We start from the raw sequence: 24,890 nt of genomic DNA, 5'->3' as shown, positions 1-24,890 counted from the left end.
CTGTCGCCCATGGAACTTCGCCGCCTCGGCCGCTCCGGCCTCACCGTCTCCGCCGTCGGTCTGGGCTGCAACAACCTCGGTCGTCGCGGTGCCGCCACCCAGACCCAGGAGGGCAGCGACGCCGTCGTGCAGGCCGCCCTCGACGCCGGGGTGACCCTCTTCGACACGGCAGACACGTACGGCGCCGAGCCGGGCCTGTCCGAGACGATGCTCGGCAGGTCCCTGGGCGGCCGCCGTGACGAGGTCGTCCTCGCGACCAAGTTCGGCATGGACCTGGGTGGCGCCAACGGCCCCGACTTCGGCGCCCGCGGAGCGCGGCGCTACATCATGACCGCCGTCGAGGCGTCCCTGCGTCGCCTCGGCACCGACCACATCGACCTCTACCAGTTCCACACCCCCGACCCACTGACCCCGATCGAGGAGACGCTCGACGCCCTCGACGACCTCGTGCGTGCGGGCAAGGTGCGCTACATCGGCCACTCCAACCGCGCCATCTGGCAGATCGCCGACGCCGAGCACGTCGCCCGGGCCCGCGGCGGCTCACGGTTCATCTCCAGCCAGAGCCACTACAACCTGCTCGATCGCCGCGCCGAGCTCGAGGTGACCCCGGCAGCGCAGGCCTACGGGCTGGGCGTGCTGCCCTACTTCCCGCTCGCCCGGGGGCTGCTCACCGGCAAGTACTCCTCGGGGACCGCGCCCGAGGGCAGCCGACTGGCCTCCCGCCCCGAGATCATCGAGAGCGCCGACCTCGACCAGCTGCGCGCCTTCGGCGACTTCGCCCGCGAGCGGGGCCTGACCGAGCTGGAGGTGGCCTTCTCCTGGCTGGCCTCCCGACCGACCGTCACGAGTGTCATCGCCGGGGCGACCCGGCCCGAGCAGGTCCGGCAGAACGCCCAGGCGAGCAGCTGGGTACCCACCTCCGAGGACGAGGCCGCGCTCGACCAGATCTTCCCGCCGGTCGACAAGGTGGCCCTCTTTTGAGCAGCCGGGTGGCCCCCTTCGTGCTTGTCTCCGGGCCGGAGGAAGTCCTCGCGGACCGGGCGGTCGAGCAGGTCATCGCCGACGTGCGCGTGGGCACGCCCGAGGTCGACGTCGTCACTCTCACCGCGGAGGACTACACCGAGGGTGAGCTGACCGTGCAGGCCAGCCCCTCCCTCTTCGGCGAGGACAAGCTGATCATCGTGCGCGACCTGCACCAGGCGCCCGACGCGCTGCAGATCGACCTGCTCAACTACCTCGCCGACCCGGCGGACTCGGTCACCCTCGTCGTCACCCACGCCTCGGGCAACAAGGGCAAGAAGGTCCTCGACACGCTGAAGAAGGCCAAGGCGCACGTCATCCAGGCCCCGGCGATCAAGAGCGACCGCGACAAGGCCGAGTTCGTGACCAACGAGTTCCGCACCTCCCGACGCAAGGCCACGCCGGAGGCCGTCCAGGCCCTCGTCGAAGCGGTCGGCAAGGACGTGCGTGAGCTCGCGTCGGCCTGCAAGCAGCTCGTCGACGACACCACCGGCACGATCGATGCCGACGTCGTCGAGCGCTACCACGGTGGCCGGGTCGAGGCGACCGGCTTCAAGGTCGCCGACGCCACCGTCGCCGGGCGCACCGGCGAGGCCCTGAGGCTGCTGCGCCACGCGGTCGACGTCGGGGTGGATCCGGTGCCGATCGTCGCCGTCATCGCCATGCAGCTGCGGCAGCTGGCCAAGGTCGGGGGAGCGGGGCGCGGCCGCAGCGCCGATCTCGCCCGCGACCTCGGCATGGCGCCGTGGCAGATCGACAAGGCCAGGCGTGCGCTGCAGGGCTGGAGCGGGGACGCGCTCGGGCGCAGCATCCAGGCGATCGCCGCCGCTGATGTCGAGGTCAAGGGGGGTGGTCGTGACCCCGTGTACTCGGTCGAGAGGGCCATCCTGACGATCTCGCGGGAGCGCAACGGCTCCTGACCGGCGGTTTGGCGGCGGTCGGCGGCGCTGCTAGATTTGGTCTTTGCGTGCGCGCATGGTCGTGTGCGTACAGCGAGCACCACCCAGGGCGTCTCTCCCACGGTGTCCCCACGCCGGTCCCGAGACGTCTTGCCGCCCTCTAACGGCAACCATCGACCGACGAAGAAAGTACACCTGTGGCAAACATCAAGTCCCAGATCAAGCGCGTGAAGACGAACAATGAGCGCACCGAGCGCAACCGTGCGATCAAGTCCGAGCTGCGCACCTGGATCCGCAAGGTCCGCAAGGCCGTCGAGGCCGGCGACGCCGAGACCGCCAAGTCGACGCTCGCCACCGCGAGCAAGAAGCTCGACAAGGCCGTGAGCAAGGGCGCACTGCACGCCAACCAGGCCGCCAACAAGAAGTCGGCCCTGGCGAAGAAGGTCAACGCGCTCTGAGTCGAGCACCGCGACCCTGACGAAGGGCGCCGGTCACCGCGATGGTGACCGGCGCCCTTCGTCATGCCGGGGGGTCAGACGGGGTCGTCGTCGTACTGCCGACCGTGGGCGACCGCCCGCACGGCCTCGGCGACGGCGACGAAGAGCTCCTCGCCCAGGACCGCTCCCTCGCGGCGGACCGCGGCGGGGTCGACGCGGATGACCCGGTTGACGCGCACCTCGCTGCGCCGACCGCGGTGGTCCCACCGGCCGTGCCCGATGTCGATCCAGCGCCGGCCCGCAGCGGCCTCCTGGGCCTCGTCGAGGTCGTGGTCGACGCTCGTCAGCTGGAGCGCGAGCAGCCACGGGCCGTCACGGCCGATGAGCAGGACCGGACGGTCCTTGCCCTGCGTGTGGTCCTCCTCGTAGGGCACGTGGGCCCACACGACCTCACCGGGGGAGGGCATCGGGTCCGCCGGCGTGGGGGCCCACTCCAGGGGTGGGTCTCCGACGTAGTCACCGGGGTAGCCGTCCATGGCACCACCGTAGTCCGCTCCGGCCTGTGTCGTTCGGCTCGCTGCGCCGTCCGTGGGAGGATGACTGACGATCCCTGTCCCGACGAACCCGAGGTCCGCCACCCGTGTCACCCAAGGCCAGCGAGGCTCTCCCGCCGAACGCGACCCCGCCGGCGCAGATCCGCAACTTCTGCATCATCGCCCACATCGACCACGGCAAGTCCACGCTCGCCGACCGGATGCTCCAGATCACCGGGGTCGTCGAGGAGCGGCAGATGCGGGCGCAGTTCCTGGACCGGATGGACATCGAGCGCGAGCGCGGCATCACCATCAAGTCGCAGGCCGTGCGGATGCCGTGGGCGGCAACGGTCGACGAGGCTGAGTCCGTTTACTGCCTCAACATGATCGACACCCCGGGGCACGTCGACTTCACCTACGAGGTCTCCCGCTCGCTCGCCGCGTGCGAGGGCGCGATCCTCCTCGTCGACGCCGCGCAGGGCATCGAGGCGCAGACCCTGGCCAACCTGTACCTGGCCATGGAGAACGACCTGACGATCATCCCGGTGCTGAACAAGATCGACCTGCCGGCGGCGCAGCCGGAGAAGTACGCGGCGGAGCTCGCCGGGCTCATCGGGTGCGAGCCGGAGGAGGTGCTCAAGGTCAGCGGCAAGACCGGCGAAGGGGTGGAGGAGCTCCTCGACGAGATCGTCACCCTGCTCCCGCCGCCCGAGGGCGACGCCGACGCCCCGGCCCGGGCGATGATCTTCGACTCCGTCTACGACAATTACCGCGGCGTCGTCACCTACGTGCGCGTCGTCGACGGTGACCTCAACCCGCGCGAGAAGATCGTCATGATGTCGACCCGGGCGACGCACGACCTCCTCGAGATCGGGGTCATCTCGCCCGACATGGTCGCGAGCAAGGGGCTGGGCGTCGGTGAGGTCGGCTACCTCATCACCGGCGTGAAGGACGTGCGCCAGTCCAAGGTCGGTGACACGGTCACGGCCGCGGCGGCACCGGCCGAGCACGCCATCGGCGGCTACCGCGAGCCCCGGCCGATGGTCTTCTCCGGTCTCTACCCGATGGACGGCAGCGACTACCCGACGCTGCGCGACGCGCTGGACAAGCTCAAGCTCAACGACGCCGCCCTGGTCTACGAGCCGGAGACGTCCGCCGCGCTCGGCTTCGGCTTCCGCTGCGGCTTCCTCGGGCTGCTGCACCTCGAGATCGTGCGCGAGCGCCTCGAGCGCGAGTTCAACCTCGACCTCATCTCCACCCAGCCCAACGTCGTCTACCAGGTGACGATGGACGACGGGACCGAGGTCGAGGTGACCAACCCGAGCGAGTTCCCCTACGGCAAGGTCGCCGAGGTGCGCGAGCCGATCGTCAAGGCCACGATCCTCGCCCCGAGCGAGTTCATCGGCCCGATCATGGAGCTGTGCCAGGGCAAGCGCGGCCAGCTCGGCGGCATGGACTACCTGTCCGAGGAGCGCGTCGAGATGCGCTACACGCTGCCGCTCGCCGAGATCGTCTTCGACTTCTTCGACCAGCTGAAGTCCCGCACCCGTGGCTACGCCTCGCTGGAGTACCAGGAGGCCGGCGAGCAGTCGGCCGACCTGGTCAAGGTCGACATCCTCCTCCAAGGCGACGGCGTCGACGCCTTCAGCGCCGTCGTCCACAAGGACAAGGCCTACGCCTACGGCACGATGATGGCCGGCAAGCTCAGGGAGCTCATCCCGCGGCAGCAGTTCGAGGTGCCGATCCAGGCCGCCATCGGCTCGCGGATCATCGCGCGCGAGACCATCCGCGCCATCCGCAAGGACGTGCTCGCCAAGTGCTACGGCGGTGACATCTCCCGCAAGCGCAAGCTGCTCGAGAAGCAGAAGGAGGGCAAGAAGCGGATGAAGAACATCGGCACCGTCGAGGTCCCGCAGGAAGCCTTCATCGCCGCGCTCTCCTCCGACGCCGGCGCCGTGGAGAAGGCCAAGAAGTAGTCCCCGGGGGTGTCGCGGTGGACGACGGTCTCCGTAGGGTGGCCGGATGGACGCCGACATCCACTTCTACTTCGACCCCGTCTGTCCCTTCTGCTGGCTGACCAGCAAGTGGGTGCGGATGGTGCGCGACCAGCGTGACCTGACCGTGGACTGGCGGTTCATCTCGCTGCGCCTGCTCAATGCCGGGGTCGACTACGACGCACAGTTCCCGCCCGAGTACGAGGCGGGCCACACCGCCGGACTGCGGCTCCTGCGGGTGGCCGCCCGGACCCGGGCAGAGCACGGGCCCGAGGCCGTGGATGCCCTGTACGCCGCGCTGGGCCACCACATCTTCGACACCGAGCCCACCGCCACGGCGGACGACTCCAGTGGGGAGCAGCGGGGGACTGCTGCCTTCGTCGAGCCCGTCCTCGAGGCAGCGGGTCTGCCCACGCAGCTCGCTCGAGCGCTGGAGGAGGACTCCTGGGACACGCAGATCCGGGCCGAGACCGACGAGGCGCTCTCCCTCACCGGCAAGGACGTCGGCACACCGATCCTGCACTTCCGGCCCCCGGACGGCACCGCCTTCTTCGGGCCGGTGATCAGCCGGCTCCCGGACGAGGAGTCCGCCCTCGAGCTGTGGGACCACGTCGTCGGGCTGGCCGGCTTCCCCGGGTTCGCCGAGCTCAAGCGCAGCCTGCGGGAACGACCGCAGCTGGTCGGCTTCGGCGTCGAACCCGGTGCGGTCGGTGTGGAGGAGGACTGGCACGGTGGCAGCCGACGCCAGCACAAGTGAGGAGCCGGACATGAGCGAGAGCACGCGAGGGTTCAGCCACCGCGAGTCCATCAGGGTCGCCGAGCGGCCGGAGGTGGTCTACGACGTGGTCTCCGACGTCACCCGCACGGGCGAGTGGAGTCCGATCTGCACCGCCTGCTGGTGGGACGACCCCCAGCAGGCAGGGCAGGTCGGTGCGTGGTTCACCGGGCACAACGAGCAGCCGGGGCGCACCTGGGAGACCCGCTCCCGGGTGGTGGCAGCCGATCGGGGCCGCGAGTTCGCCTGGGTCATCGGCGACGGGTTCGTCAGGTGGGGCTTCCTCATGGCACCGCTGGGCGAGGACACCGAGCTGACCGAGACCTGGGAGTTCCTGCCGCGCGGGCTGGCGATGTTCCGCGACAAGTACGGCGAGCGTGCCGAGACGGAGATCGCGACGCGGACGGAGCAGGCCCACACGGGCATCCCGCAGACGCTCGCGGCGATCAAGCGCATCGTCGAGGGGCAGTCGGCGCGCCTGCGGTCCTGACCGTCGCCGGTCCGGAGCGGGCGACGTCGTGCGACGTGATCGACGCGACGCCGGCGGTACGACCCCGGTGCCTCCTTGCGGGCCTAGGGTGCCCACGTGGCACAGCAGACATTCACCCTGTACAGGCTCATCTCCCGGCTCCCGCGAGGCAAGGCGATCTTCTCGCTGCTCTACAGCAGGAAGGCGCCCTACTTCGCGACCGTGCGCCCGAAGGTGCGTGAGGTCCGGGAGAACTACGCCGAGCTGTCCATCGCCAACCGCAAGGCGGTGCACAACCACATCGGCACCCTGCACGCGATCGCCGTGTGCAACGGTCTCGAGGCCGCGATGGGGCTGCTCGCCGAGGCCACCTGTCCCTCCGACCAGCGGTGGCTGCCGCGTGGCCTGCGGGTGGAGTATCTCGCGAAGTCGACCACCGACCTGCTGTGCATCGCCGAGACCGACCCGGCCGACTGGGCCGCCACCCCCGGCGACATCGACATCCGCGTCAAGGCGGTGCGCACCGACGGCGTGGTCGCCGTCCGGGGCGTCATCCCGGTCTACGTGTCGATGAAGCCGACGACGGACTGATCGGTCAGCCGAGGAGTCGCGCGCGCAGCAGGTCCAGCCGGTCCTCGTCCCACCCCTGCTGCCGCAGCCACCCGGTCGCGCCACCGTGCTCGTCCTCGAGCGTGCGCAGGATCATCTCCATCGTCTCCGGGCGCGGGGTCTGCTCGTCGAGCGAGCGCCCCTGCAGGCCCCACTTGTACGGCTCGACGTCGATGAGCCGGTCGATGATCTGGCGGATCCGCTCGCCGCTGGCCGCGTAGTCGGCGATGATCTCCTCGTCGGGTACGCCGGCGACCGACAGCGCCATCGCCGTGACCGTCCCGGTGCGGTCCTTGCCCGCGGCGCAGTGCACGACGGCGCCCCCTCGGCTTCCCGCGATGATGCCGAGCGCCCCCGAGACGGAGTCCGGCCGCTGGTGGAGGTAGCCCAGGTAGTGCCGCGTCCAGAACCCAGGGGTGCCGCGGTCCGGGTCGCCGTGCGAGAGCACCAGGGCGTCCCTGCCGGTGTCGGCGTCGCTCGGGGCCGCGCCCGGATGGCGCCCCTCGTCGATGAAGCTGAGGTGGTGGTGCGCCAACGACGTCTCGGTCAGGGGCCCGGGCCCGGTGAGGTCGCGCTCGACGTCGGTGCGCAGGTCGATGATGTCGGTGACGCCCACCTCGTCGACGAGCCGAGCCACGTCCTGGGGGGTGAGGTCCTGGAGGTTGTCGCTGCGCACGAGCCGGCCCTCGCGTGTCCGGCCGCCGTGGAGGGTGGGCAGCCCTCCGAGGTCGCGCATGTTGACGACACCATCGAGCTCGATCCAGCGGGTCATGGTGCTCACGGTAGCCAGCCGCCCCGGCAGTGGGCGAGCGGTGTCCGGCGGGTGCGAGGATGGAGCGGTGCCTGCCCCGCCCGATGGAGACGAGGCGCCGCGCGACGGTGCCCTGCCCGCCGCCGCCCGTGACGCAGTCGGGCAGCGGCCATTCGGGATCTACCTGCACGTTCCCTTCTGGATGGTGCGGTGCGGCTACTGCGACTTCAACACGTATACGGCGACCGAGCTCGGTCCGGTCGGCGGGGCGAAGGGGGCGAGCGTCGCCACGTTCGTCGACGCGGCGATCACCGAGCTCGACCTCGCCCAGCGTGTCCTGGGGGAGGCGCCTGCCGTGTCCACCGTCTTCGTCGGTGGTGGCACCCCGACGCTCCTGCCCGCGCAGGACCTCGTGCGCTTCCTCGCCGCCGTCCGCGAGCGCTGGGGGCTGGCCGACGACGTCGAGGTGACCACCGAGGCCAACCCCGACTCGGTGGACGTCGACTCCCTTCGTGTCCTCGCCGACGGCGGGTTCACCCGGGTCAGCCTGGGGATGCAGTCGGCCGTGCCCGGCGTCCTGGCCACGCTGGACCGCACCCACGACCCCGCGAACGTCGCCAGGGCCGTCGCGGCCGCCCGTGAGGTGGGCCTCGCGGTGAGCCTGGACCTCATCTACGGCACGCCGGGGGAGACCCTCGAGCAGTGGCGCACGTCGCTCGAGACGGCGATCGCGCTCGAGCCCGACCACCTGTCCGCGTACGCCCTCACCGTCGAGGAGGGGACGAAGCTCGCGGCCCGCGTCCGTCGGGGCGAGCTGCCCCGGCCCACGGACGACGACGAGGCGGACAAGTACGAGCTCGCCGACGAGCTGCTCGCCGACGCGGGGTTCGACTGGTACGAGATCAGCAACTGGTCGCGCACACCGCAGGGCCGGTGCCGGCACAACGAGGCCTACTGGCGCAGCGACGACTGGTGGGGGATCGGCCCCGGCGCACACAGCCACGTCGGCGGGGTGCGGTGGTGGAACGTCAAGCACCCCGCCGCCTGGGCGCAGCGCCTCGCCGAGGGGTCCCCGGCCGCCGCGCGGGAGGTCCTCACCGCGGAGCAGCGCAGCGACGAGGAGATCCTGCTGTGGGTCCGGCTGCGCGAGGGCCTGCCGACCGAGCGGCTGGCGCCGGAGGGGCGAAGGGCGGTGGCCGGCCTGGTCGCCGACGGCCTCGTCGACGGTCGGGCGGCGATCGGGGGCCGAGTCGTGCTCACCCGACGGGGCCGACTGCTCACCGACACCGTGGTGCACCACCTCATCGCCGGGAGCCCCGACCCGGTGGCGGTGGAGGCGATCCATGACTGAGTCGCCTGCCGCGGTGCCGGAGATCATCCGGCTGCTCGACCTGCTCGGTGTGCTCGCCAACGGCCTGCTCGGGGGCGCCGTCGCCCGCCGGTTCAACCTCGACCCGGTCGGATTCGCCGTCCTGGCGATTGTCTCCGCCCTCGGCGGCGGCGCGATCCGCGACGTGCTGCTCAGCCTCCAGCCCATCGCCCTGACCGACCTGGACTACCTCACGGTCGCCCTCGTCGCCGCCGGCATCGCCTTCCTCGTCCCCCTCGAGGGGCGACGCTGGCGCCAGCTCTTCCCCTGGGTCGACGCGATCGCTCTGGGCACCTGGGCCGTCGTCGGCACGCAGAAGGCGATGCTGTACGACATCCACTGGCTGCCGGCGATCCTGCTGGGCGTGCTCACCGCCTGCGGTGGCGGTGCCGTGCGCGACATGATGCTCGGGCGCGTGCCGGTGATCCTGCAGCAGTCCGAGCTCTACGCGAGCGCCGCCTTCGTCGCGGGCGCGGTCTTCGTCCTGCTCGAGGTCGTCGTCCCCGGCACGGGCGCCTCGCTCATCGCCGTCGCCGTGGGTGGCGGCATCTGCCTGCTCGCACGCAAGCGGGGCTGGCGGCTGCCGACCGAGCCCCGGTGGATCGCGGTGCGTCCCAAGGAGTGAGCGCCCGGACGACCGGGGTGTCCTCGCGCCGGGACGATGGACGACGATGGGTGGGACCCCCTTCCCCCATCCCCAGGAGCTGCTCATGAGCGCCACCCGCACCGCCGTCGTCACCGGAGCCGCCCGCGGCATCGGTCGCGCCGTCGCCCACCGACTGGCCACCGACGGTCACCACGTCGCCGTGCTCGACCTCGACGAGTCCGCCTGCCAGGTCGTCGCCGACGAGATCACCGAGGGTGGTGGCACCGCCCTCGCCGTGGGCGTCGACGTGTCGGACCCCGAGCAGGTCGAGGCCGGCGTGGCCCGGGTCGCCGAGGAGCTCGGCGCGCCGACGCTCCTGGTCAACAACGCCGGCATCATCCGGGACAACATGCTCTTCAAGATGCCCGTCGAGGACTGGGACGCCGTGATGGCGGTGCACCTGCGCGGAGCCTTCCTCATGACCAAGGCCTGCCAGGCGCACATGACGCAGGAGAAGTACGGCCGCATCGTCAACCTCTCCTCGACGTCGGCACTCGGCAACCGCGGCCAGGTCAACTACTCGGCGGCAAAGGCCGGCATGCAGGGCTTCACCAAGACCCTGGCCATCGAGCTGGGCAAGTTCGGCGTCACGGCCAACGCCATCGCCCCCGGGTTCATCCAGACCGACATGACCGCTGCCACCGCGGAGCGCATCGGGGTGCCCTTCGAGGACTTCCTCGCGCACGCCGCCAAGGAGACCCCGGTCCAGCGGGTCGGGCAGCCGGAGGACATCGCCGCGACGGCGTCCTTCCTGCTGTCCGAGGAGGCCGGCTTCGTCTCCGGCCAGGTCATCTACGTCGCGGGTGGCCCGCGCGACTGACCACGAACCGCAGCTGCTCAGGCTCCTGCGGCCCTGGGCTCGCAACTGCTTGGGCGCCTGCGAAGTCCGGGCCTCGCTCTTCGCAACTGCTTGGGCTCCTGCGGTTACTCGGCGGTGACGAAGTCGATCAGCTCCTCGACCCGGCCGAGCAGGGCCGGTTCGAGGTCGGCGTAGCTGCGCACGGTGCCCAGGATCTGCTTCCAGGCGCGGGCGATGTCGGCCTGGGAGTCGTGCGCCCAGCCCAGGTGCGCGCAGATCCCGCGCTTCCACTCCACGGAGCGCGGGATCTGCGGCCAGGTCGTCATGCCGAGGCGCTGCGGGCGCACCGACTGCCAGACGTCGACGTAGGGGTGGCCGACGACGAGGACGTGCTCGGGAGCCACCGCGTTGGCCTTCTCGACGATCCGGGACTCCTTCGTGCCGGGCACGAGGTGGTCGACGAGCACGCCCATCCGGCGCCCGGGACCGGGGGAGAAGTCCCTGATGACCGCGGCGAGGTCGTCGACACCGTCGAGCATCTCCACGACGACCCCCTCGATGCGCAGGTCGTGGCCCCACACCTTCTCGACGAGCTCGGCGTCGTGGCGGCCCTCGACGAAGATCCGCGACCCGCGGGCGACCCGCGCCTTCGCGTCACGTACGGCGACGGACCCGCTGGCCGTGCGCGAGGCGGCCTGCTCGGCCTGGGCCAGGGCCGCACGCTGCGCCGCCCGGGGCGCGGTGAGCGCCACGGGCCGGCCGTCCTGCAGGAAGCCCGCACCCAGCGGGAAGGCACGCACCTTGCCGCGGCGGTCCTCGAGGTGGACGACGTGGACGCCCCCGGCCTTCTCCACCGCGACCACCGCGCCGACCCAGCCGGTCTCGACGTCCTCCACGACGGTGCCGTGGGTCGCCTCGATGGGGCGCGAGGTGGGGCGGGCGAGGCGGCCGTGGGAGCGCCAGTCACCGGAGAGCACGTCATTGCCGTATCGGTCGTTCACGAGGACCGACGCTAGGCCGCGCGGGGCCTCCGCGACGGCAGGGCACGCCGGATTCCGGGGAATGCGCCGATCAGTCGTAGACTTGGCACTCAGGTGGACCGAGTGCCAAGGCGGTGCGGTCATGATGTGTCGTGAAGGAGGACTCCATGAGTGACGAGCGGCGGATGGCCGTGCTCAGCGCCATCGTGGAGGACTACGTGCAGACGTCGGAGCCCGTCGGCTCGCGGGCGCTGCTCGACCGGCACCGGCTCAACGTGTCGGCGGCGACCGTGCGCAACGACATGGCCGCACTCGAGGACGCGGGCCTCATCGTCGCCCCGCACACGTCCGCCGGCCGGATCCCCACGGATGCCGGGTACCGCCTCTTCGTCGACCGGCTGCAGGCCATCCGGCCGATGTCGCGGGGCGAGCGGGCTGCCATCACCGACTACCTCGAGGGCGCCGACGAGCTCGACGCCGTCCTGGACCGCACGGTGCGCCTGCTGTCGACGTTGACCCGCCAGGTCGCCGTCGTGCAGTACCCGTCCCTGACCCGCAGCACCGTCAAGCACATCGAGCTGGTGCCGATGAACGACACCCGGCTGATGGTGGTCGTCATCATGGGCACCGGCCGGGTCGAGCAGCGGGTCGTGCCGACCGGGGTCGACTACACCGACGGCCCCGGCCTCGATGCGTTGTCCCGGGCGCGTGCCCGGATCAACGCCGCGACCCGCGACCGGCGCCTCACCGAGGCGCTCGAGGCGCTCGGCACCCTCCACGACGAGGACACCGACACCGAGGACGCGCTCACCGCCGGTGTGCTGGCGGCGCTCGGCGATGCCCTCGCCGAGGAGCGCGAGACCAAGGTCGCCCTCGCGGGGACGGCCAACCTCGCCCGCAGCTCCAGCGACTTCCCGATGACGCTGGAGCCCGTCCTGGACGCCCTGGAGCAGCACGTCGTGCTGCTGAAGCTGCTCAGCGTCGAGGCCGGCCAGGACGAGGCGGGTGTCTCCGTGCGCATCGGCTCGGAGAACCCCGTGAGCGGCCTGCACACGACCTCGCTGGTCACCTCGGGCTATGGCTCGGGCGACGAGCAGGTCGGTACCGTCGGGGTGCTCGGCCCGACGCGCATGGACTACCCGGCGACGATGGCGCAGGTGCGCGCTGTCGCCACCTACCTCTCGCGGATCATGGACACCTGACCGGCGTCCGTCCGCACCGACAGACCAGACCCACGACCTACGAGGACGTCACGCGTGAACGACTACTACGAGGACCTCGGCGTCAGCCGCGAGGCCAGCCCAGAGGAGATCAAGCGGGCCTACCGCAAGCTCGCCCGCACCCTGCACCCGGACGTGAACCCGGGGGAGGACGCCGAGGAGAGGTTCAAGCGCGTCTCCCAGGCGTACGACGTGCTCTCCGACGAGACCAAGCGCCGCCAGTACGACATGGGCGGGGACCCCTACGGCGGGGCGCACGACGGCTTCGGCGCGGGCTTCAGCTTCAGCGACATCATGGAGCAGTTCTTCGGCGCCCAGGCCGGCGGCGGCGGCCGGGGGCCGCGCTCCCGGCGCTCGCGCGGCCAGGACGGCCTCGTCGGGCTGGAGGTCGACCTGGCGACCGCCGTCTTCGGCGGCCAGGAGGACCTGACCATCGACACCGCCACCGCGTGCGCGGCGTGCGACGGCGACGGCGCCCAGCCGGGCACCGGTCGGCGCACCTGTGACACCTGCGCCGGTCGCGGCGAGATCCAGCAGGTGCAGCGCTCCTTCCTCGGCCAGGTCATGACCAGCCGTCCGTGCCCCACCTGCCAGGGCTTCGGCGAGGTCATCCCCAGCCCGTGCCACGAGTGCTCCGGCCAGGGCCGCGTGCGCAGCCGCCGCACGATGACGGTCAAGATCCCCGCCGGCGTCGACTCCGGCACCCGCATCCACCTCTCCGGCGAAGGGGAGGTCGGTCCCGGGGGTGGGCCGGCCGGCGATCTCTTCGTCGAGCTGCGGGTCGCCGACCACGACACCTTCACCCGCCGCGGCGACGACCTGCACGCGTCCGTGCCGGTGCCGATGACGGCTGCCGCGCTCGGCGTCGACATGAGCTTCATGACCTTCGACGGGGAGCAGGAGATCACCATCAAGCGGGGCACGCAGCCGGGTGACACCATCATCCTGCCCGGTCTGGGCGTGACCCACCTGCGTCACGAGGGCCGGGGTGACCTGATCATCCACGTCGACGTGCGGACACCGACGCGGCTGGACGCCGACCAGGAGGACCTGCTGCGTCGGCTCGCGAGCGTGCGCGACGAGGAGCAGCCCGACGGCCAGCTCGACGACGTGGACGCCGGCTTCGTCGGCCGGTTGCGCTCGGCCTTCAAGCGCTGACCCGCACGCCCACCGACCGGTGACCGCACCCCTCTTCCTCGTCGACCCCGGGACCCTCGACGGGCTCGGGCCCGACGACGTCGTCGAGCTCACCGGGGCCGAGGCGCACCACGCCGCGACGGTCGTGCGGTTGCGGGCCGGCGAGGAGGTCCTCGTCGCCGACCGCGGCGGAGCGCGTGTGCACTGCGTCGCCGCGTCGGTGGCCGCCGGTCTCGTCTCGCTGCGCGTGACGGGACGGGCCGACGAGCCGGCCCCCTCCCTTCGCCTCACGCTCGTGCAGGCCCTCGCCAAGGACGGCCGTGACGAGGACGCCGTCGAGGCCGTGACCGAGCTCGGGATCGACGGGGTCGTGCCCTGGCAGGCGGATCGCTCGATCGTGCGGTGGAAGGGCCCGAAGGTCGACAAGGGCCTGCGCAAGTGGGCCAACGTCATCGAGCGCGCCGCCAAGCAGTCCCGGCGCGGGCGCTGGCCCGACCTCGGTGACCTCGTCACCACCCCCTCGCTCGCCGAGCGGTGCGCGCAGGAGGGGGTCACCCCCTTCGTCCTGCACGAGGAGGCGAGCACCCCGCTGGCGACCGTGGAGCTGCCCGACGCCGGGGAGGTCCTCCTCGTCGTCGGGCCCGAAGGGGGCATCTCGCCGCAGGAGGTCGACCGCCTCGTCGAGGCGGGGGCGGTGCCCGTCCGGCTCGGCAGCACGGTCCTGCGCGCCTCGAGCGCCGGTCCGGCGGCGGTCGCCGTCATCAGCACCCGCACCCGGTGGAGGTAGGTGGGGTACATGGCTAGGGTCACTGCAAACGCCCCGGTAGCGAATGGAGCAGCGGACCCGATGACGGCCAGACGCCCCGCCATGAAGAACCAGTTCTTCGAGTGGCACGGCGGTACCGACGAGGACCACGCGGTGCTCGCGGGCTGGGCTGCGGCCACACCTGAGGACATGGGCCCGGTGCTGGCCCGATTCCGCGGTGGTGTCCACGCGCGGTTGTGGGCGAAGGGAGCACTGCTCGCCCTCGACCTGGGCCTGGCCCTGGGGCTCCTGCGGGCCATGGTCGGTCCCGGCGAGGACCTGACACGTGACGTCGTCGCCATCTTCGTCGGCGCCGCCGTGCTCGTCGGGGGTGCGCTGCTCTCCCTCCTGCTGGCCGCGCGCCGCCGCCGGCACGACGTCCACCGCGGTGGGGTCGTGCTGCGGGCCACCGCCGACGCACCGGCCGCGGTCGTGCCGTGGTCGAGCGTCGACCCCGGCCGGGTCTTCGTCGCCCCCACCACGGCCACGGCCACGCGCTGGCTCGCGGCCCGCGTGCAGCGCGCTGTCCGACCCGCGGCGGCCGTCATCAACGGGTCGGTCCGCGGGCCCGGCGGGTCCGACGACCCGGATGGGACGAACGCCGTGCTGCGCCACCGCCCGGGCACCGGCGACGGCCCCTTCGGCTGGTGGCAGATCGGGGTCGCCGACCCCGTGTCCGTGCTCGTGGCCATGGAGTCGGCGATGGTGGCCGAGGGCTACCCCGCCGCAGGCATGGCCAGCAGGGCGCTCTTTCGCGAGACGACCCTGCGGGCGATGGGGCGCGACGCGGCCACCGAGCTCGACCGGGCCCTGGCCGACCCCGTCGTCGGGGCCACGCCGGACGGTGACTGACGCCGGCGACCGGGTCCGGCGCTCGTGGTCGATCCGCCGTCCCGCGTAGACTGGGACGCACGATGCCTCGACCAGACCAACCCGACCTGCGCGCCCTCGACTCGATCCGCGACGACCCGCGACGTGACGACAGCCGTTCGCCCACGGTGCAGCAGACGATCGTCCTGCCCGAGAACGTGCCCATGGTGAGCCTCCTGGGGCCGACCGACGAGCTGCTGCGGACGATGGAGCGGTCCTTCCCCAAGACCGAGATCCTCGTGCGCGGCAACGAGTTCCGCCTGCGCGGGCCGGAGGACGACCTCGACGTCATCGACCGGCTCCTCGAGGAGCTCATGGAGGTCCTCGAGGCCGGCCAGCCGCTGGGCCGCGACGCGGTCGAACGCTCGATCACGATGCTGCGGGGCCGCACCCGCGAGCGTCCCGCCGACGTGCTGACGACCAACATCGTCTCCAACCGCGGTCGCACGATCCGTCCCAAGACCCTCGGGCAGAAGCACTACGTGGACGCCATCGGTGACAACACGGTGATCTTCGGCATCGGCCCGGCCGGCACCGGCAAGACCTACCTGGCGATGGCCAAGGCGGTCGCGGCCCTGCAGGCCAAGGAGGTCAACCGCATCATCCTCACCCGGCCGGCCGTGGAGGCGGGGGAGAAGCTCGGCTTCCTCCCCGGCACGTTGGGCGACAAGATCGACCCCTACCTGCGCCCGCTCTACGACGCCCTGCACGACATGCTCGACCCGGAGTCGATCCCCCGGCTCATGGCCGCCGGGACCATCGAGGTCGCGCCGCTGGCCTTCATGCGCGGGCGCACGCTCAACGACTCCTTCATCATCCTCGACGAGGCGCAGAACACCTCGCCGGAGCAGATGAAGATGTTCCTCACCCGGCTGGGCTTCGGCTCCAAGATGGTCATCACCGGCGACACCAGCCAGGTCGACCTGCCGGGTGGCGTCAAGTCCGGCCTGAAGGTCGTCCAGCGCATCCTGTCCGACATCGAGGGGGTCCACTTCGCCTTCCTCGACGCGAGCGACGTCGTGCGCCACCGCCTCGTCGGGGAGATCGTGGGCGCCTACGACCGGTACGACGCGACGAAGGGTCAGCAGCAGTGAGCATCGAGGTCCTCAACGAGACCGACCAGGAGGTCGACGAACGCGAGTTCGTCGAGATCTCCCGCTACGTCCTGGGAGAGATGCGGGTCCACCCGCAGGCCGAGCTGTGCATCCGCATGGTCGACGAGGACACCATGACCGTCCTGCACGAGCAGTGGATGGACCTGCCCGGCCCGACCGACGTCATGAGCTTCCCGATGGACGAGCTCGAGCCCGGCCGTGAGGGTGAGGAGCCCCAGGAGGGGATCCTCGGTGACATCGTCCTGTGCCCCTCCGTGGCCGCGAAGCAGGCCGTCGAGGCCGGCCACGCGACGATCGAGGAGATGCTCCTGCTGACCACGCACGGCATCCTGCACCTCCTGGGCTTCGACCACGCGGAGCCCGAGGACGAGAAGGAGATGTTCGAGCTGCAGCGGCAGCTGCTCCTCACCTTCCTCGCGGGTCGCGGGAGGGAGACCCGGGCGTGACCGGTTTCATCGTCGGCGCGGTCATCGCGATCGTCGCCGCGTTCGTCCTCACGCTGATCGACGCCGCGATCGGCTCCGCCTCCCGCGTCGCCGCCGAGGAGGCCGACAGCGAAGGGAGACGCGGTGCCACGGAGCTGCGCGCCATCCTCGCCGAGAGCGCCGGCCCCATCTCGGTCATCGCCTTCCTGCGGGCCATCGCCGAGGCGTCGGCGGCCGTGCTCATCGCCCTCGTCGTCGTCGACCAGGTCGAGCGCACCTGGCTCGCGCTCATCATCTCCGTGGCGATCATGGTCGTCGTCACCTTCATGCTCGTCGGGGTCTCCCCGCGCACCCTGGGACAGCAGCACAGCACCCCGATCGCCCTGGCCGCCGCCCCCTTCGTCATCTGGCTGCGGCGCATCCTCGGCCCCTTCGCACGGCTGCTGGTCACCCTCAGCAATGCCTTCACGCCCGGCGGCGGCTACCGGGACGGGCCCTTCCGCTCGGAGGCCGAGCTGCGCGACCTGCTCGACCTCGCGGGGGAGAACGCCCTCATCGAGGACGAGGAGCGCGATATGCTCCACTCGGTCTTCGAGCTCGGTGACACCCTCGCCCACGAGGTGATGGTCCCGCGCACCGACATGATCACCATCGAGTCGGACAAGCCGGCGCGCAAGGGACTCAACCTCTTCATCCGCTCGGGCTTCTCCCGGGTGCCCGTCGTCGGCGAGTCCAGCGACGACATCGTCGGGCTGCTCTACCTCAAGGACGTCGTGCGCTCCCTGCTGGCGGACGAGGGGACGGCGGACAGGCCGGTCTCGACGTTCATGCGACCGGCCCCCTTCGTCCCCGAGAGCAAGCCCGTCGACGAGCTGCTGCGCGAGATGCAGGTCAACCAGACGCACGCCGCGATCGTCGTCGACGAGTACGGCGGCACCGCGGGCCTCGTGACGATCGAGGACATCCTCGAGGAGATCGTCGGTGAGATCGCCGACGAGTACGACCGGGAGGGGCCCGGTGTGGAGGACCTCGGTGGCGGGCGCCACCGCGTCCCGGCCGCCTTCGGCGTGGACGACCTCGCCGAGCTCTACGACGTGGACCTCGAGGACGAGGAGGTCGACACCGTCGGGGGGCTCCTCGGCAAGGTGACCGGCCGGGTGCCGATCAGCGGCTCGCACTGCGAGGTGGCAGGGTTGTCGCTCACGGCTGAGAAGATGTCCGGACGACGGCACCGCATCGCGACCGTCATCGTCGAGCGTGCGGTGACGCAGGACGCGGACGAGATGGACCAGGAGATCGGGGCATGAGCGTGGACGGTGCGCAGTGGAGGGCGGGCTTCGCCTGTCTCGTCGGACGGCCCAACGCCGGCAAGTCGACACTGACCAACGCCCTCGTCGGGGACAAGGTGGCGATCACCTCGAGCAAGCCCCAGACGACTCGGCACATCATCCGCGGGATCGTCACGCGCCCGGAGGCGCACGAGCAGCTGATCCTCGTCGACACCCCGGGGCTGCACAAGCCGCGCACGCTGCTGGGGGAGCGGCTCAACGACCTCGTCCGCGAGACGCTGCTCGAGGTCGACGTGATCGGCTTCTGCCTGCCGGCGGACCAGAAGATCGGCCCGGGTGACGGCTTCATCGCCTCCGACCTGCGCGAGCTGCAGCGGGCCAAGAATGTACCGGTCGTCGCCATCGCGACCAAGAGCGACGCCGTGGACAAGCAGCGCCTGGCCGAGCACCTCATCGCCATCGACCAGCTCGGGGACTGGGCGGCGATCGTGCCCTGCTCGGCCGTGCGCGGCGACCAGGTCGACGACGTCCTGGCTGTGCTGTCGCAGCACCTGCCACCCTCGCCCGCGCCGCTCTACCCCGAGGATGCCATCAGCGACGAGCCCGAGGAGCGGATGATCGCCGAGCTCGTGCGCGAGGCCGCGCTCGAGGGCGTGCGCGACGAGCTGCCTCACAGCCTCGCGGTCGTCGTGGAGGAGATCGTGCCGCGGGAGGGGCGCCCGGACGACTCGCCGATGCTCGACGTCCGCGTGCACGTCTTCGTCGAGCGCGACAGCCAGAAGGCGATCATCATCGGCCGGGGCGGCTCCCGCCTGCGGGAGGTGGGGACGACGGCCCGCCAGGGGATCGAGAAGATCCTCGGGCAGCGGGTCTTCCTGGACCTGCACGTCAAGGTGGCCAAGGACTGGCAACGGGACCCGAAGCAGATGCAGCGACTGGGGTTCTGAGCCCCCTGCGCCGCTCTCCTGCGTTTGGCGCAGGAGCGGTTGTGGGTCAGAGTGTTTGGTTGGGCGCACGTGCGTGTGCCCGATCGTCGCCACCGTCAAACGTAAGGAGAGGCCGAGGCGCGGCCGATTCACAATGACGACAGACACGTCAGTCCACGAGGGGGCCGAGCCGCCGGGCACGCCCGACGGCTCCCCGCCCCCGCAGTCGAAGAAGGCCATCCTCGCCCCACGGGTCTTCTGGCCCTCGGCCGTCCTGCTGGGCGTCTTCGTGGGGATCGCGATGATCTGGCCGGAGCAGATGGACTCGGTCCTCAGCTCGTTGAACGGCACGATCATCGGCGAGCTCGGCTGGTTCTACGTCCTCGTCGTGTCCGGATTCGTCTTCTGGTCGATCTGGATGGCGGCCTCCCCGATGGGAAGCATCGTCCTCGGTGACCCGGAGGAGGACCCCGAGTACTCCCTCCCGTCCTGGTTCGCGATGCTCTTCGCCGCCGGCATGGGCATCGGCCTGATGTTCTGGGGGGTGGCCGAGCCGCTGAACCACTTCGCCAGCCCGCCGCCCGGCACGTCCGAGGACGCGGCCGCACGCGCCCGCGAGGCGATGGACACCACCTTCCTGCACTGGGGTCTGCACGCGTGGGCGATCTACGTGGTCGTCGGCCTGTCCGTCGCCTACGCGGTGCACCGCAAGAAGCGACCGGTCTCGATCCGGTGGGCACTCGAGCCGATCTTCGGCAACAAGGTCAAGGGTGTCCTCGGTGACGTCATCGACGTCCTGGCCATCATCGGGACCCTCTTCGGTGTCGCCACATCGCTCGGATTCGGTGTCTCCCAGGTCGGCGCCGGTCTGGGCCACCTCGGCGTGGCAGAGGTCTCCGAGGAGACCGGCAGCGTCTCCACGTCCCTGCTCGTCATCCTCATCACCGGCATCACGGCGGTCGCGGTCGTCTCGGTCGCCAGCGGCGTGGACAAGGGCATCCGTTTCCTGTCCAACGCCAACATGGTCATCGCGGCGCTGTTCCTGCTCGTCGTGCTCTTCCTGGGTCCGACCAGCTTCCTGCTGGGGGACTTCGTCCAGCAGATCGGCTCGTACCTGCGGAACTTCTTCGGTCTGGCCTTCCGGACCCTCGCCTTCGAGGGGAGCGACGGCCAGAGCTGGCTCTCGGGGTGGACGACCTTCTACTGGGGCTGGTGGATCAGCTGGTCGCCCTTCGTCGGCGTCTTCATCGCACGCATCTCCCGGGGCCGGACCGTGCGGGAGTTCATCACCGGAGTCCTCCTCGTGCCGACCCTCGTCGGGATGCTCTGGTTCTCCGTGCTCGGTGGGTCCGGCATCCACCGGGAGATCTTCGGCAAGGGCGGCATCATCGCCGATGACGGGACGGTCTCGACGGACCTGGCCCTCTTCCAGCTGCTCGACGGGCTGCCCGCATCGGCCCTGCTCAGCTGGGTCGCCATGCTCCTCGTCGTCGTCTTCTTCGTCACGAGCTCGGACTCCGGCTCCTTCGTCGTCGACATGTTGGCCTCGGGCGGCCAGGCGAACCCGCCGGTGTGGAGCCGCGTCATGTGGGCGGTCTTCGAGGGCACGGTCGCCGCGGCGCTCATCATCGTCGGCGGTGCCGCAGGCACCGGGTTGTCGGCCCTGCAGACGATGGCCATCCTCGTCGCCGCTCCGTTCAGCGTCGTCATGGTCTTCATGGCCTGGGGGACGGCCAAGGCCCTCATGGAGGAGTACGGCCGGGTCGTCCACGGTCGGGAGCGCCGCTTCCGCAGGTCGATCAAGCAGGAGGTCAAGGAGGAGATGGACGATCTCGTCCGCGTCATCACGCGCCGGCCGCCACGCGAGGGCCAGACGTCGGCGCCGCCGCGGGAGAAGTAGGCGGGCGCCACCGCCCACCGTCCGCATCGCGGACAGGCCCGTCCGGGGCCCGAGCCCAATTGGGGGTTCGGGCCCCGGACAGTATCCTTGCGGCCATGCACATTGGACTCTTTGGTGCCACCGGCCAGGTCGGATCCGTCATGCGTGAGCTGCTCGAGGAGCGGGACTTCCCCGTGACCTCGATCCGCTACTTCGCCTCCGCGCGGTCCGCCGGGTCGACCCTCCCGTGGAAGGACCAGGAGGTGACGGTCGAGGACACCGCCACCGCCGACTTCTCCGGTCTGGACATCGCCCTCTTCTCCAACGGCGGCTCCTCCAGCAAGGAGTACGCGCCGCAGGTCGCGGCCGCCGGCGCGATCGTCGTCGACAACTCCAGCGCCTGGCGCAAGGACCCCGAGGTCCCGCTCGTCGTCTCCGAGGTCAACGCCGACGACCTGGCCGACACCCCCAAGGGGATCGTCGCCAACCCGAACTGCACGACCATGGCCGCGATGCCGGTCCTGAAGCCGCTCCACGACGAGGCGGGGCTGGTCTCCCTTCGCGTGGCCACCTACCAGGCCGTCTCCGGCTCCGGTGGCAAGGGCCTGGAGGAGCTGGACAGCCAGCTGCGCGCCGGCTACGCCTCGGGCGACCCCAAGGACCTCGCCACCGACGGCGACGCGCTCACGCTGCCCGAGCCGCAGGTCTACGACGCGCACATCGGCTTCAACGTCGTGCCGGTCGCGGGCGCGGTCGTCGACGACGGCAGCCTCGAGACCGACGAGGAGCAGAAGCTGCGCAACGAGTCGCGCCGCATCCTGCACATCCCGCAGCTGCGGGTCTCCGGCACGTGCGTCCGGGTCCCGGTCTTCACCGGTCACGCCCTTGCGGTCCACGCCGAGTTCGACCGGGAGATCACCCCGGAGCAGGCCACCACGATCCTCGAGGGCGCGCAGAACGTCGTGGTCACCGAGGTGCCCAACCCCCTGCAGTCGGCCGGCAAGGACGACGTCTTCGTCGGTCGCATCCGCGTCGACCAGGCCGCCCCCGAGGGCAAGGGCCTCACCTTCTTCGTCGCCGGTGACAACCTGCGCAAGGGCGCCGCGCTCAACGCCGTGCAGATCGCCGAGGAGCTGGTCGCCCGCAAGGGCTGACACCCCGCGTCACGCGCCGAAGGACCCGCATCTCCCACCGGGGGGTGCGGGTCCTTCGTCGTCCGGATCGTGACCAGCGTCTCCCCGGGCGGGGGCGAGGAGTATTGTTGGTGGTCATGCGGACGGATCTCCTCCTTCTCTGCCGCGGCGAGGCCTGACAGACGGCCACCTCGTCGCGGAGTTCGTGGTGCCGCCCCACCCACTGACGTGACGAAGGACAACGCATGATCCACCCCCAGCAGTCCACCCGGATGCCGATCCAGAAGTACATCCCCTTCCAGGACCAGATCGCCGTCGAGCTGCCCGACCGCACCTGGCCGGACAAGGTCATGACCCAGGCGCCGCGCTGGTGCGCGGTCGACCTGCGTGATGGCAACCAGGCCCTCATCGACCCGATGGACGCCGACCGCAAGATGGCGATGTTCCAGCTGTTGGTCCGGATGGGCTACAAGGAGATCGAGGTCGGCTTCCCGAGTGCGAGCGAGACCGACTTCAACTTCTGCCGCCAGCTGATCGACGGGGGACACATCCCCGACGACGTGACGATCCAGGTGCTCACCCAGTGCCGTGACCACCTGATCGAGAAGACCTTCGACGCGATCGCCGGGAGCAAGCAGGCGATCGTGCACTTCTACAACTCGACGTCGATCGTCCAGCGCCGGGTGGTCTTCAACACCGACCAGGACGGCATCATCGACATCGCCCTGCAGGGCGCGCGGCTGTGCAAGAAGCTCGAGGAGACGGTCCCGGACACCAACGTCTACTACCAGTACTCGCCGGAGTCCTACACCGGTACCGAGCTGGACTTCGCCGCCCGCATCTGCAACGCGGTCATCGACATCATCGACCCGACGCCGGACCACAAGATGATCATCAACCTCCCGGCGACCGTCGAGATGGCCACGCCCAACGTCTACGCCGACTCCATCGAGTGGATGAGCCGCAACCTCGACCGGCGCGAGTCGATCATGCTCTCCCTGCACCCGCACAACGACCGCGGCGAGGGCGTCGCCGCAGCGGAACTCGGGTACCTGGCCGGCGCCGACCGCATCGAGGGCTGCCTCTTCGGCAACGGCGAGCGCACCGGCAACGTCGACCTGGTCACCCTGGGCATGAACCTCTTCAGCCAGGGCATCGACCCGCAGATCGACTTCTCCCAGATGGACGAGATCCGGCGCACCGTCGAGCACTGCACGCAGCTGCCGGTTCACCCGCGCCACGCGTGGGGTGGCGACCTCGTCTACACGGCCTTCTCCGGGTCGCACCAGGACGCGATCAAGAAGGGCTTCGACGACATGCAGCGTCGGGCCAAGGAGGCCGGGACCAGCATCGACGGCATCGACTGGGGCGTGCCCTACCTGCCGATCGACCCGCACGACATCGGCCGCGACTACGAGGCGGTCGTGCGCGTCAACAGCCAGTCCGGCAAGGGTGGTGTCGCCTACCTGCTGCACTCCGAGGTCGGCCTGGAGCTGCCGCGGCGCCTGCAGATGGAGTTCTCCGCGGTCGTCCAGCGCAAGACGGACTCCGACGGCGGCGAGATGAGCGGTCTGGCCCTGTGGGAGGTCTTCAACGACGAGTACCTGCACGGTGAGGACAAGGACGGCTGGGGCCGTTACCAGCCGGTGCGCACCACGCTCATCGGTGAGGACGACGGCCTCGACCGCATCGAGGGCCACATCCTCGACCGTGGCCAGGAGGTCGCGATCTCCGGCAGCGGGAACGGCCCGATCGCGGCCTTCCTCGATGCCATCGAGCCGCTGGGCATCGACGTGCGTGTCCTCGACTACGCCGAGCACGCCCTCTCCGCCGGTGGCGACGCCCGCGCGGCGTCCTACGTCGAGTGCGCCGTCGGCGAACGTGTCCTCTGGGGCGTCGGCCTGCACGACTCGATCGTCAAGGCCTCGCTGCGCGCCATCCTCTCCGCGGTCAACCGAGCCGAGCGCGATGCCGAGGTCGCCCAGGTCTGAGGGGAGCGTCGAGGGCGCTGCCCTGAGGTGCGACGGAGGAGCCTCGAAGGCGCTGCCCTGAGGTGCGACGGAGGAGCCTCGAAGGGGGCCGGGTCACACCCGGCCCCCCTTCGTCGTCCCCGGGTCGGGCCGGTAGGGCATGACCTGAACCGGTCGCGGTAGGTCGTCGGTGGTCGACAGGCCTCAGCGCACCCCCGCCACCCGGTACTGGATGGAGATCCGGGGACCGACCGCGGCGCTCGTCTTGGGCACCGCGTGCTCCCAGGTGCGTTGGCAGGCACCGCCCATGACGGCCAGGTCGCCGTGCCCGAGGGAGAGGCGCTGGGAAGCACCGCCGTCCCGTGGCCGGAGGGCCAGGTGGCGGGCGGAGCCGAGGGAGACGATCGCGACCATCGTGTCGTCGGTGCGACTGCGGCCGATCCGGTCGCCGTGCCAGGCGACGGAGTCGCTGCCGTCGCGGTAGAGGCACAGGCCGGCGGTGACGAAGGGCTCCCCGAGCTCGGGGGCGTAGTGCGCGGTGAGCCGCTCGCGCATCTGCGTGAGCAGCGGGTGGGGGAGCGTCTCGCCCGCGGAGTAGAAGCGGGTCAGCCGCGGCACGTCGACCACCGAGTCGTACATGGTGCGTCGCTCCGCTCGCCACGGCACCTCGTGCAGCAGCGTCGCGAGGACGTCGTCGGCGCCGCACGCCCACCCGGGCAACAGGTCCACCCACGCGCTGCCGTCGAGGTGGCGCCGGTGACGCGCCTGCAGGTCGCCGAGCGTCGGGGCGTCGGCGGTGTCGAAGAGCGAGGACTGGAGCGCCTGCATGAGGCCAGCGTA

25 protein-coding genes are annotated in these 24,890 nt (G+C 70.9%); 21 read left to right on the top strand and 4 right to left on the bottom strand.

What is annotated here, in order from left to right:
• Nucleotides 1-9 precede the first annotated feature (9 nt).
• The 3 genes from O9K63_RS06305 (at nucleotide 10) to rpsT (ending at nucleotide 2,377) form a co-directional block, all read left to right on the top strand.
• Nucleotides 10-981, top strand: a complete 972-nt coding sequence (locus tag O9K63_RS06305; RefSeq protein ID WP_277241572.1) for an aldo/keto reductase — start codon at nucleotides 10-12, stop codon at nucleotides 979-981.
• Complete coding sequence (gene holA, locus O9K63_RS06300) at nucleotides 978-1,940, top strand: DNA polymerase III subunit delta (RefSeq protein WP_277241570.1); 963 nt, start codon at nucleotides 978-980, stop codon at nucleotides 1,938-1,940. Before O9K63_RS06305 ends, holA begins: the two co-directional genes overlap by 4 nt.
• 176 nt (nucleotides 1,941-2,116) lie before the next feature.
• Nucleotides 2,117-2,377 carry a 30S ribosomal protein S20 gene (gene rpsT, locus O9K63_RS06295; protein ID WP_277241569.1) on the top strand — a complete coding sequence of 87 codons (261 nt, stop codon included), beginning with the start codon at nucleotides 2,117-2,119 and terminating at the stop codon, nucleotides 2,375-2,377.
• A 74-nt stretch (nucleotides 2,378-2,451) separates the two neighbouring features.
• On the opposite strand, the gene O9K63_RS06290 is transcribed toward rpsT, so the two are convergent.
• Nucleotides 2,452-2,892 (bottom strand): type II toxin-antitoxin system PemK/MazF family toxin, encoded by a 441-nt coding sequence (locus O9K63_RS06290; protein WP_431190365.1) that lies wholly within the window; start codon nucleotides 2,890-2,892, stop codon nucleotides 2,452-2,454.
• 104 nt (nucleotides 2,893-2,996) lie between these two features.
• On the opposite strand from O9K63_RS06290, the gene lepA reads away from it, so the two are divergent.
• From lepA to O9K63_RS06270, 4 genes are all read left to right on the top strand, one after another.
• On the top strand, nucleotides 2,997-4,865 hold the full coding sequence (gene lepA / locus O9K63_RS06285; RefSeq protein ID WP_277241567.1) for a translation elongation factor 4: 1,869 nt from the start codon (nucleotides 2,997-2,999) through the stop codon (nucleotides 4,863-4,865).
• Nucleotides 4,866-4,911: 46 nt separating this feature from the next.
• Entirely contained in the window at nucleotides 4,912-5,640 is a 729-nt protein-coding gene (locus O9K63_RS06280) for a DsbA family protein (protein ID WP_277241565.1), read from the top strand.
• Between the two features lie 10 nt (nucleotides 5,641-5,650).
• Nucleotides 5,651-6,148: an SRPBCC family protein gene (locus tag O9K63_RS06275; protein WP_277241563.1), complete on the top strand. Its 498-nt coding sequence runs from the start codon at nucleotides 5,651-5,653 to the stop codon at nucleotides 6,146-6,148.
• A 96-nt stretch (nucleotides 6,149-6,244) separates the two neighbouring features.
• A complete protein-coding gene (locus tag O9K63_RS06270) occupies nucleotides 6,245-6,718 on the top strand; it encodes a hotdog fold domain-containing protein (RefSeq protein WP_277241561.1) in 474 nt (157 codons plus the stop codon).
• A gap of 4 nt (nucleotides 6,719-6,722) precedes the next feature.
• On the opposite strand, the gene O9K63_RS06265 is transcribed toward O9K63_RS06270, so the two are convergent.
• Nucleotides 6,723-7,508, bottom strand: a complete 786-nt coding sequence (locus O9K63_RS06265; protein ID WP_277241559.1) for a tyrosine-protein phosphatase — start codon at nucleotides 7,506-7,508, stop codon at nucleotides 6,723-6,725.
• Nucleotides 7,509-7,575: 67 nt separating this feature from the next.
• On the opposite strand from O9K63_RS06265, the gene hemW reads away from it, so the two are divergent.
• The 3 genes from hemW (at nucleotide 7,576) to fabG (ending at nucleotide 10,322) form a co-directional block, all read left to right on the top strand.
• Nucleotides 7,576-8,838 carry a radical SAM family heme chaperone HemW gene (gene hemW / locus O9K63_RS06260; RefSeq protein ID WP_277241557.1) on the top strand — a complete coding sequence of 421 codons (1,263 nt, stop codon included), beginning with the start codon at nucleotides 7,576-7,578 and terminating at the stop codon, nucleotides 8,836-8,838.
• Nucleotides 8,831-9,481 carry a trimeric intracellular cation channel family protein gene (locus O9K63_RS06255; protein WP_277241555.1) on the top strand — a complete coding sequence of 217 codons (651 nt, stop codon included), beginning with the start codon at nucleotides 8,831-8,833 and terminating at the stop codon, nucleotides 9,479-9,481. Before hemW ends, O9K63_RS06255 begins: the two co-directional genes overlap by 8 nt.
• Before the next feature lie 85 nt (nucleotides 9,482-9,566).
• The gene (fabG, locus tag O9K63_RS06250) at nucleotides 9,567-10,322 is read left to right on the top strand and encodes a 3-oxoacyl-ACP reductase FabG (RefSeq protein WP_277241553.1); all 756 of its coding nucleotides are present in this window, start codon (nucleotides 9,567-9,569) and stop codon (nucleotides 10,320-10,322) included.
• Between the two features lie 104 nt (nucleotides 10,323-10,426).
• On the opposite strand, the gene O9K63_RS06245 is transcribed toward fabG, so the two are convergent.
• Nucleotides 10,427-11,302: a DUF3097 domain-containing protein gene (locus O9K63_RS06245; RefSeq protein ID WP_277241551.1), complete on the bottom strand. Its 876-nt coding sequence runs from the start codon at nucleotides 11,300-11,302 to the stop codon at nucleotides 10,427-10,429.
• Between the two features lie 146 nt (nucleotides 11,303-11,448).
• On the opposite strand from O9K63_RS06245, the gene hrcA reads away from it, so the two are divergent.
• The 11 genes from hrcA (at nucleotide 11,449) to leuA (ending at nucleotide 24,071) form a co-directional block, all read left to right on the top strand.
• Nucleotides 11,449-12,483: a heat-inducible transcriptional repressor HrcA gene (gene hrcA / locus O9K63_RS06240; RefSeq protein WP_277241549.1), complete on the top strand. Its 1,035-nt coding sequence runs from the start codon at nucleotides 11,449-11,451 to the stop codon at nucleotides 12,481-12,483.
• A 54-nt stretch (nucleotides 12,484-12,537) separates the two neighbouring features.
• Nucleotides 12,538-13,659, top strand: coding sequence for a molecular chaperone DnaJ (dnaJ, locus tag O9K63_RS06235; RefSeq protein ID WP_277241547.1), 1,122 nt, complete (start codon nucleotides 12,538-12,540; stop codon nucleotides 13,657-13,659).
• Between the two features lie 19 nt (nucleotides 13,660-13,678).
• Complete coding sequence (locus O9K63_RS06230; protein ID WP_277241544.1) at nucleotides 13,679-14,425, top strand: 16S rRNA (uracil(1498)-N(3))-methyltransferase; 747 nt, start codon at nucleotides 13,679-13,681, stop codon at nucleotides 14,423-14,425.
• 60 nt (nucleotides 14,426-14,485) lie between these two features.
• On the top strand, nucleotides 14,486-15,295 hold the full coding sequence (locus tag O9K63_RS06225; protein ID WP_277241542.1) for a hypothetical protein: 810 nt from the start codon (nucleotides 14,486-14,488) through the stop codon (nucleotides 15,293-15,295).
• Nucleotides 15,296-15,357: 62 nt separating this feature from the next.
• On the top strand, nucleotides 15,358-16,407 hold the full coding sequence (locus O9K63_RS06220) for a PhoH family protein (RefSeq protein WP_277241540.1): 1,050 nt from the start codon (nucleotides 15,358-15,360) through the stop codon (nucleotides 16,405-16,407).
• A complete protein-coding gene (gene ybeY, locus O9K63_RS06215; RefSeq protein ID WP_277241538.1) occupies nucleotides 16,404-16,874 on the top strand; it encodes an rRNA maturation RNase YbeY in 471 nt (156 codons plus the stop codon). Before O9K63_RS06220 ends, ybeY begins: the two co-directional genes overlap by 4 nt.
• The gene (locus O9K63_RS06210; protein WP_277241536.1) at nucleotides 16,871-18,160 is read left to right on the top strand and encodes a hemolysin family protein; all 1,290 of its coding nucleotides are present in this window, start codon (nucleotides 16,871-16,873) and stop codon (nucleotides 18,158-18,160) included. The genes ybeY and O9K63_RS06210 overlap by 4 nt, the downstream gene beginning before the upstream one ends.
• Entirely contained in the window at nucleotides 18,157-19,089 is a 933-nt protein-coding gene (gene era / locus O9K63_RS06205) for a GTPase Era (protein WP_277241534.1), read from the top strand. The genes O9K63_RS06210 and era overlap by 4 nt, the downstream gene beginning before the upstream one ends.
• A 133-nt stretch (nucleotides 19,090-19,222) precedes the next feature.
• Nucleotides 19,223-20,968 carry a BCCT family transporter gene (locus tag O9K63_RS06200; protein ID WP_277241532.1) on the top strand — a complete coding sequence of 582 codons (1,746 nt, stop codon included), beginning with the start codon at nucleotides 19,223-19,225 and terminating at the stop codon, nucleotides 20,966-20,968.
• 95 nt (nucleotides 20,969-21,063) lie between these two features.
• Complete coding sequence (locus O9K63_RS06195) at nucleotides 21,064-22,101, top strand: aspartate-semialdehyde dehydrogenase (RefSeq protein ID WP_277241530.1); 1,038 nt, start codon at nucleotides 21,064-21,066, stop codon at nucleotides 22,099-22,101.
• 224 nt (nucleotides 22,102-22,325) lie between these two features.
• Nucleotides 22,326-24,071: a 2-isopropylmalate synthase gene (gene leuA / locus O9K63_RS06190; RefSeq protein WP_277241528.1), complete on the top strand. Its 1,746-nt coding sequence runs from the start codon at nucleotides 22,326-22,328 to the stop codon at nucleotides 24,069-24,071.
• A 183-nt stretch (nucleotides 24,072-24,254) separates the two neighbouring features.
• Here leuA and O9K63_RS06185 read toward each other — a convergent pair whose 3' ends face one another.
• A complete protein-coding gene (locus tag O9K63_RS06185) occupies nucleotides 24,255-24,878 on the bottom strand; it encodes an alpha-ketoglutarate-dependent dioxygenase AlkB (RefSeq protein WP_277241526.1) in 624 nt (207 codons plus the stop codon).
• Between the last annotated feature and the right edge of the window lie 12 nt (nucleotides 24,879-24,890).

Origin of the sequence: Janibacter cremeus (assembly GCF_029395675.1) — a bacterium.
Classification (GTDB): Bacteria; Actinomycetota; Actinomycetes; order Actinomycetales; family Dermatophilaceae; genus Janibacter; species Janibacter cremeus_A.
The sequence above is the reverse complement of the archived record's forward strand: the minus strand, read 5'-3'. Positions and strand labels throughout refer to the sequence as shown.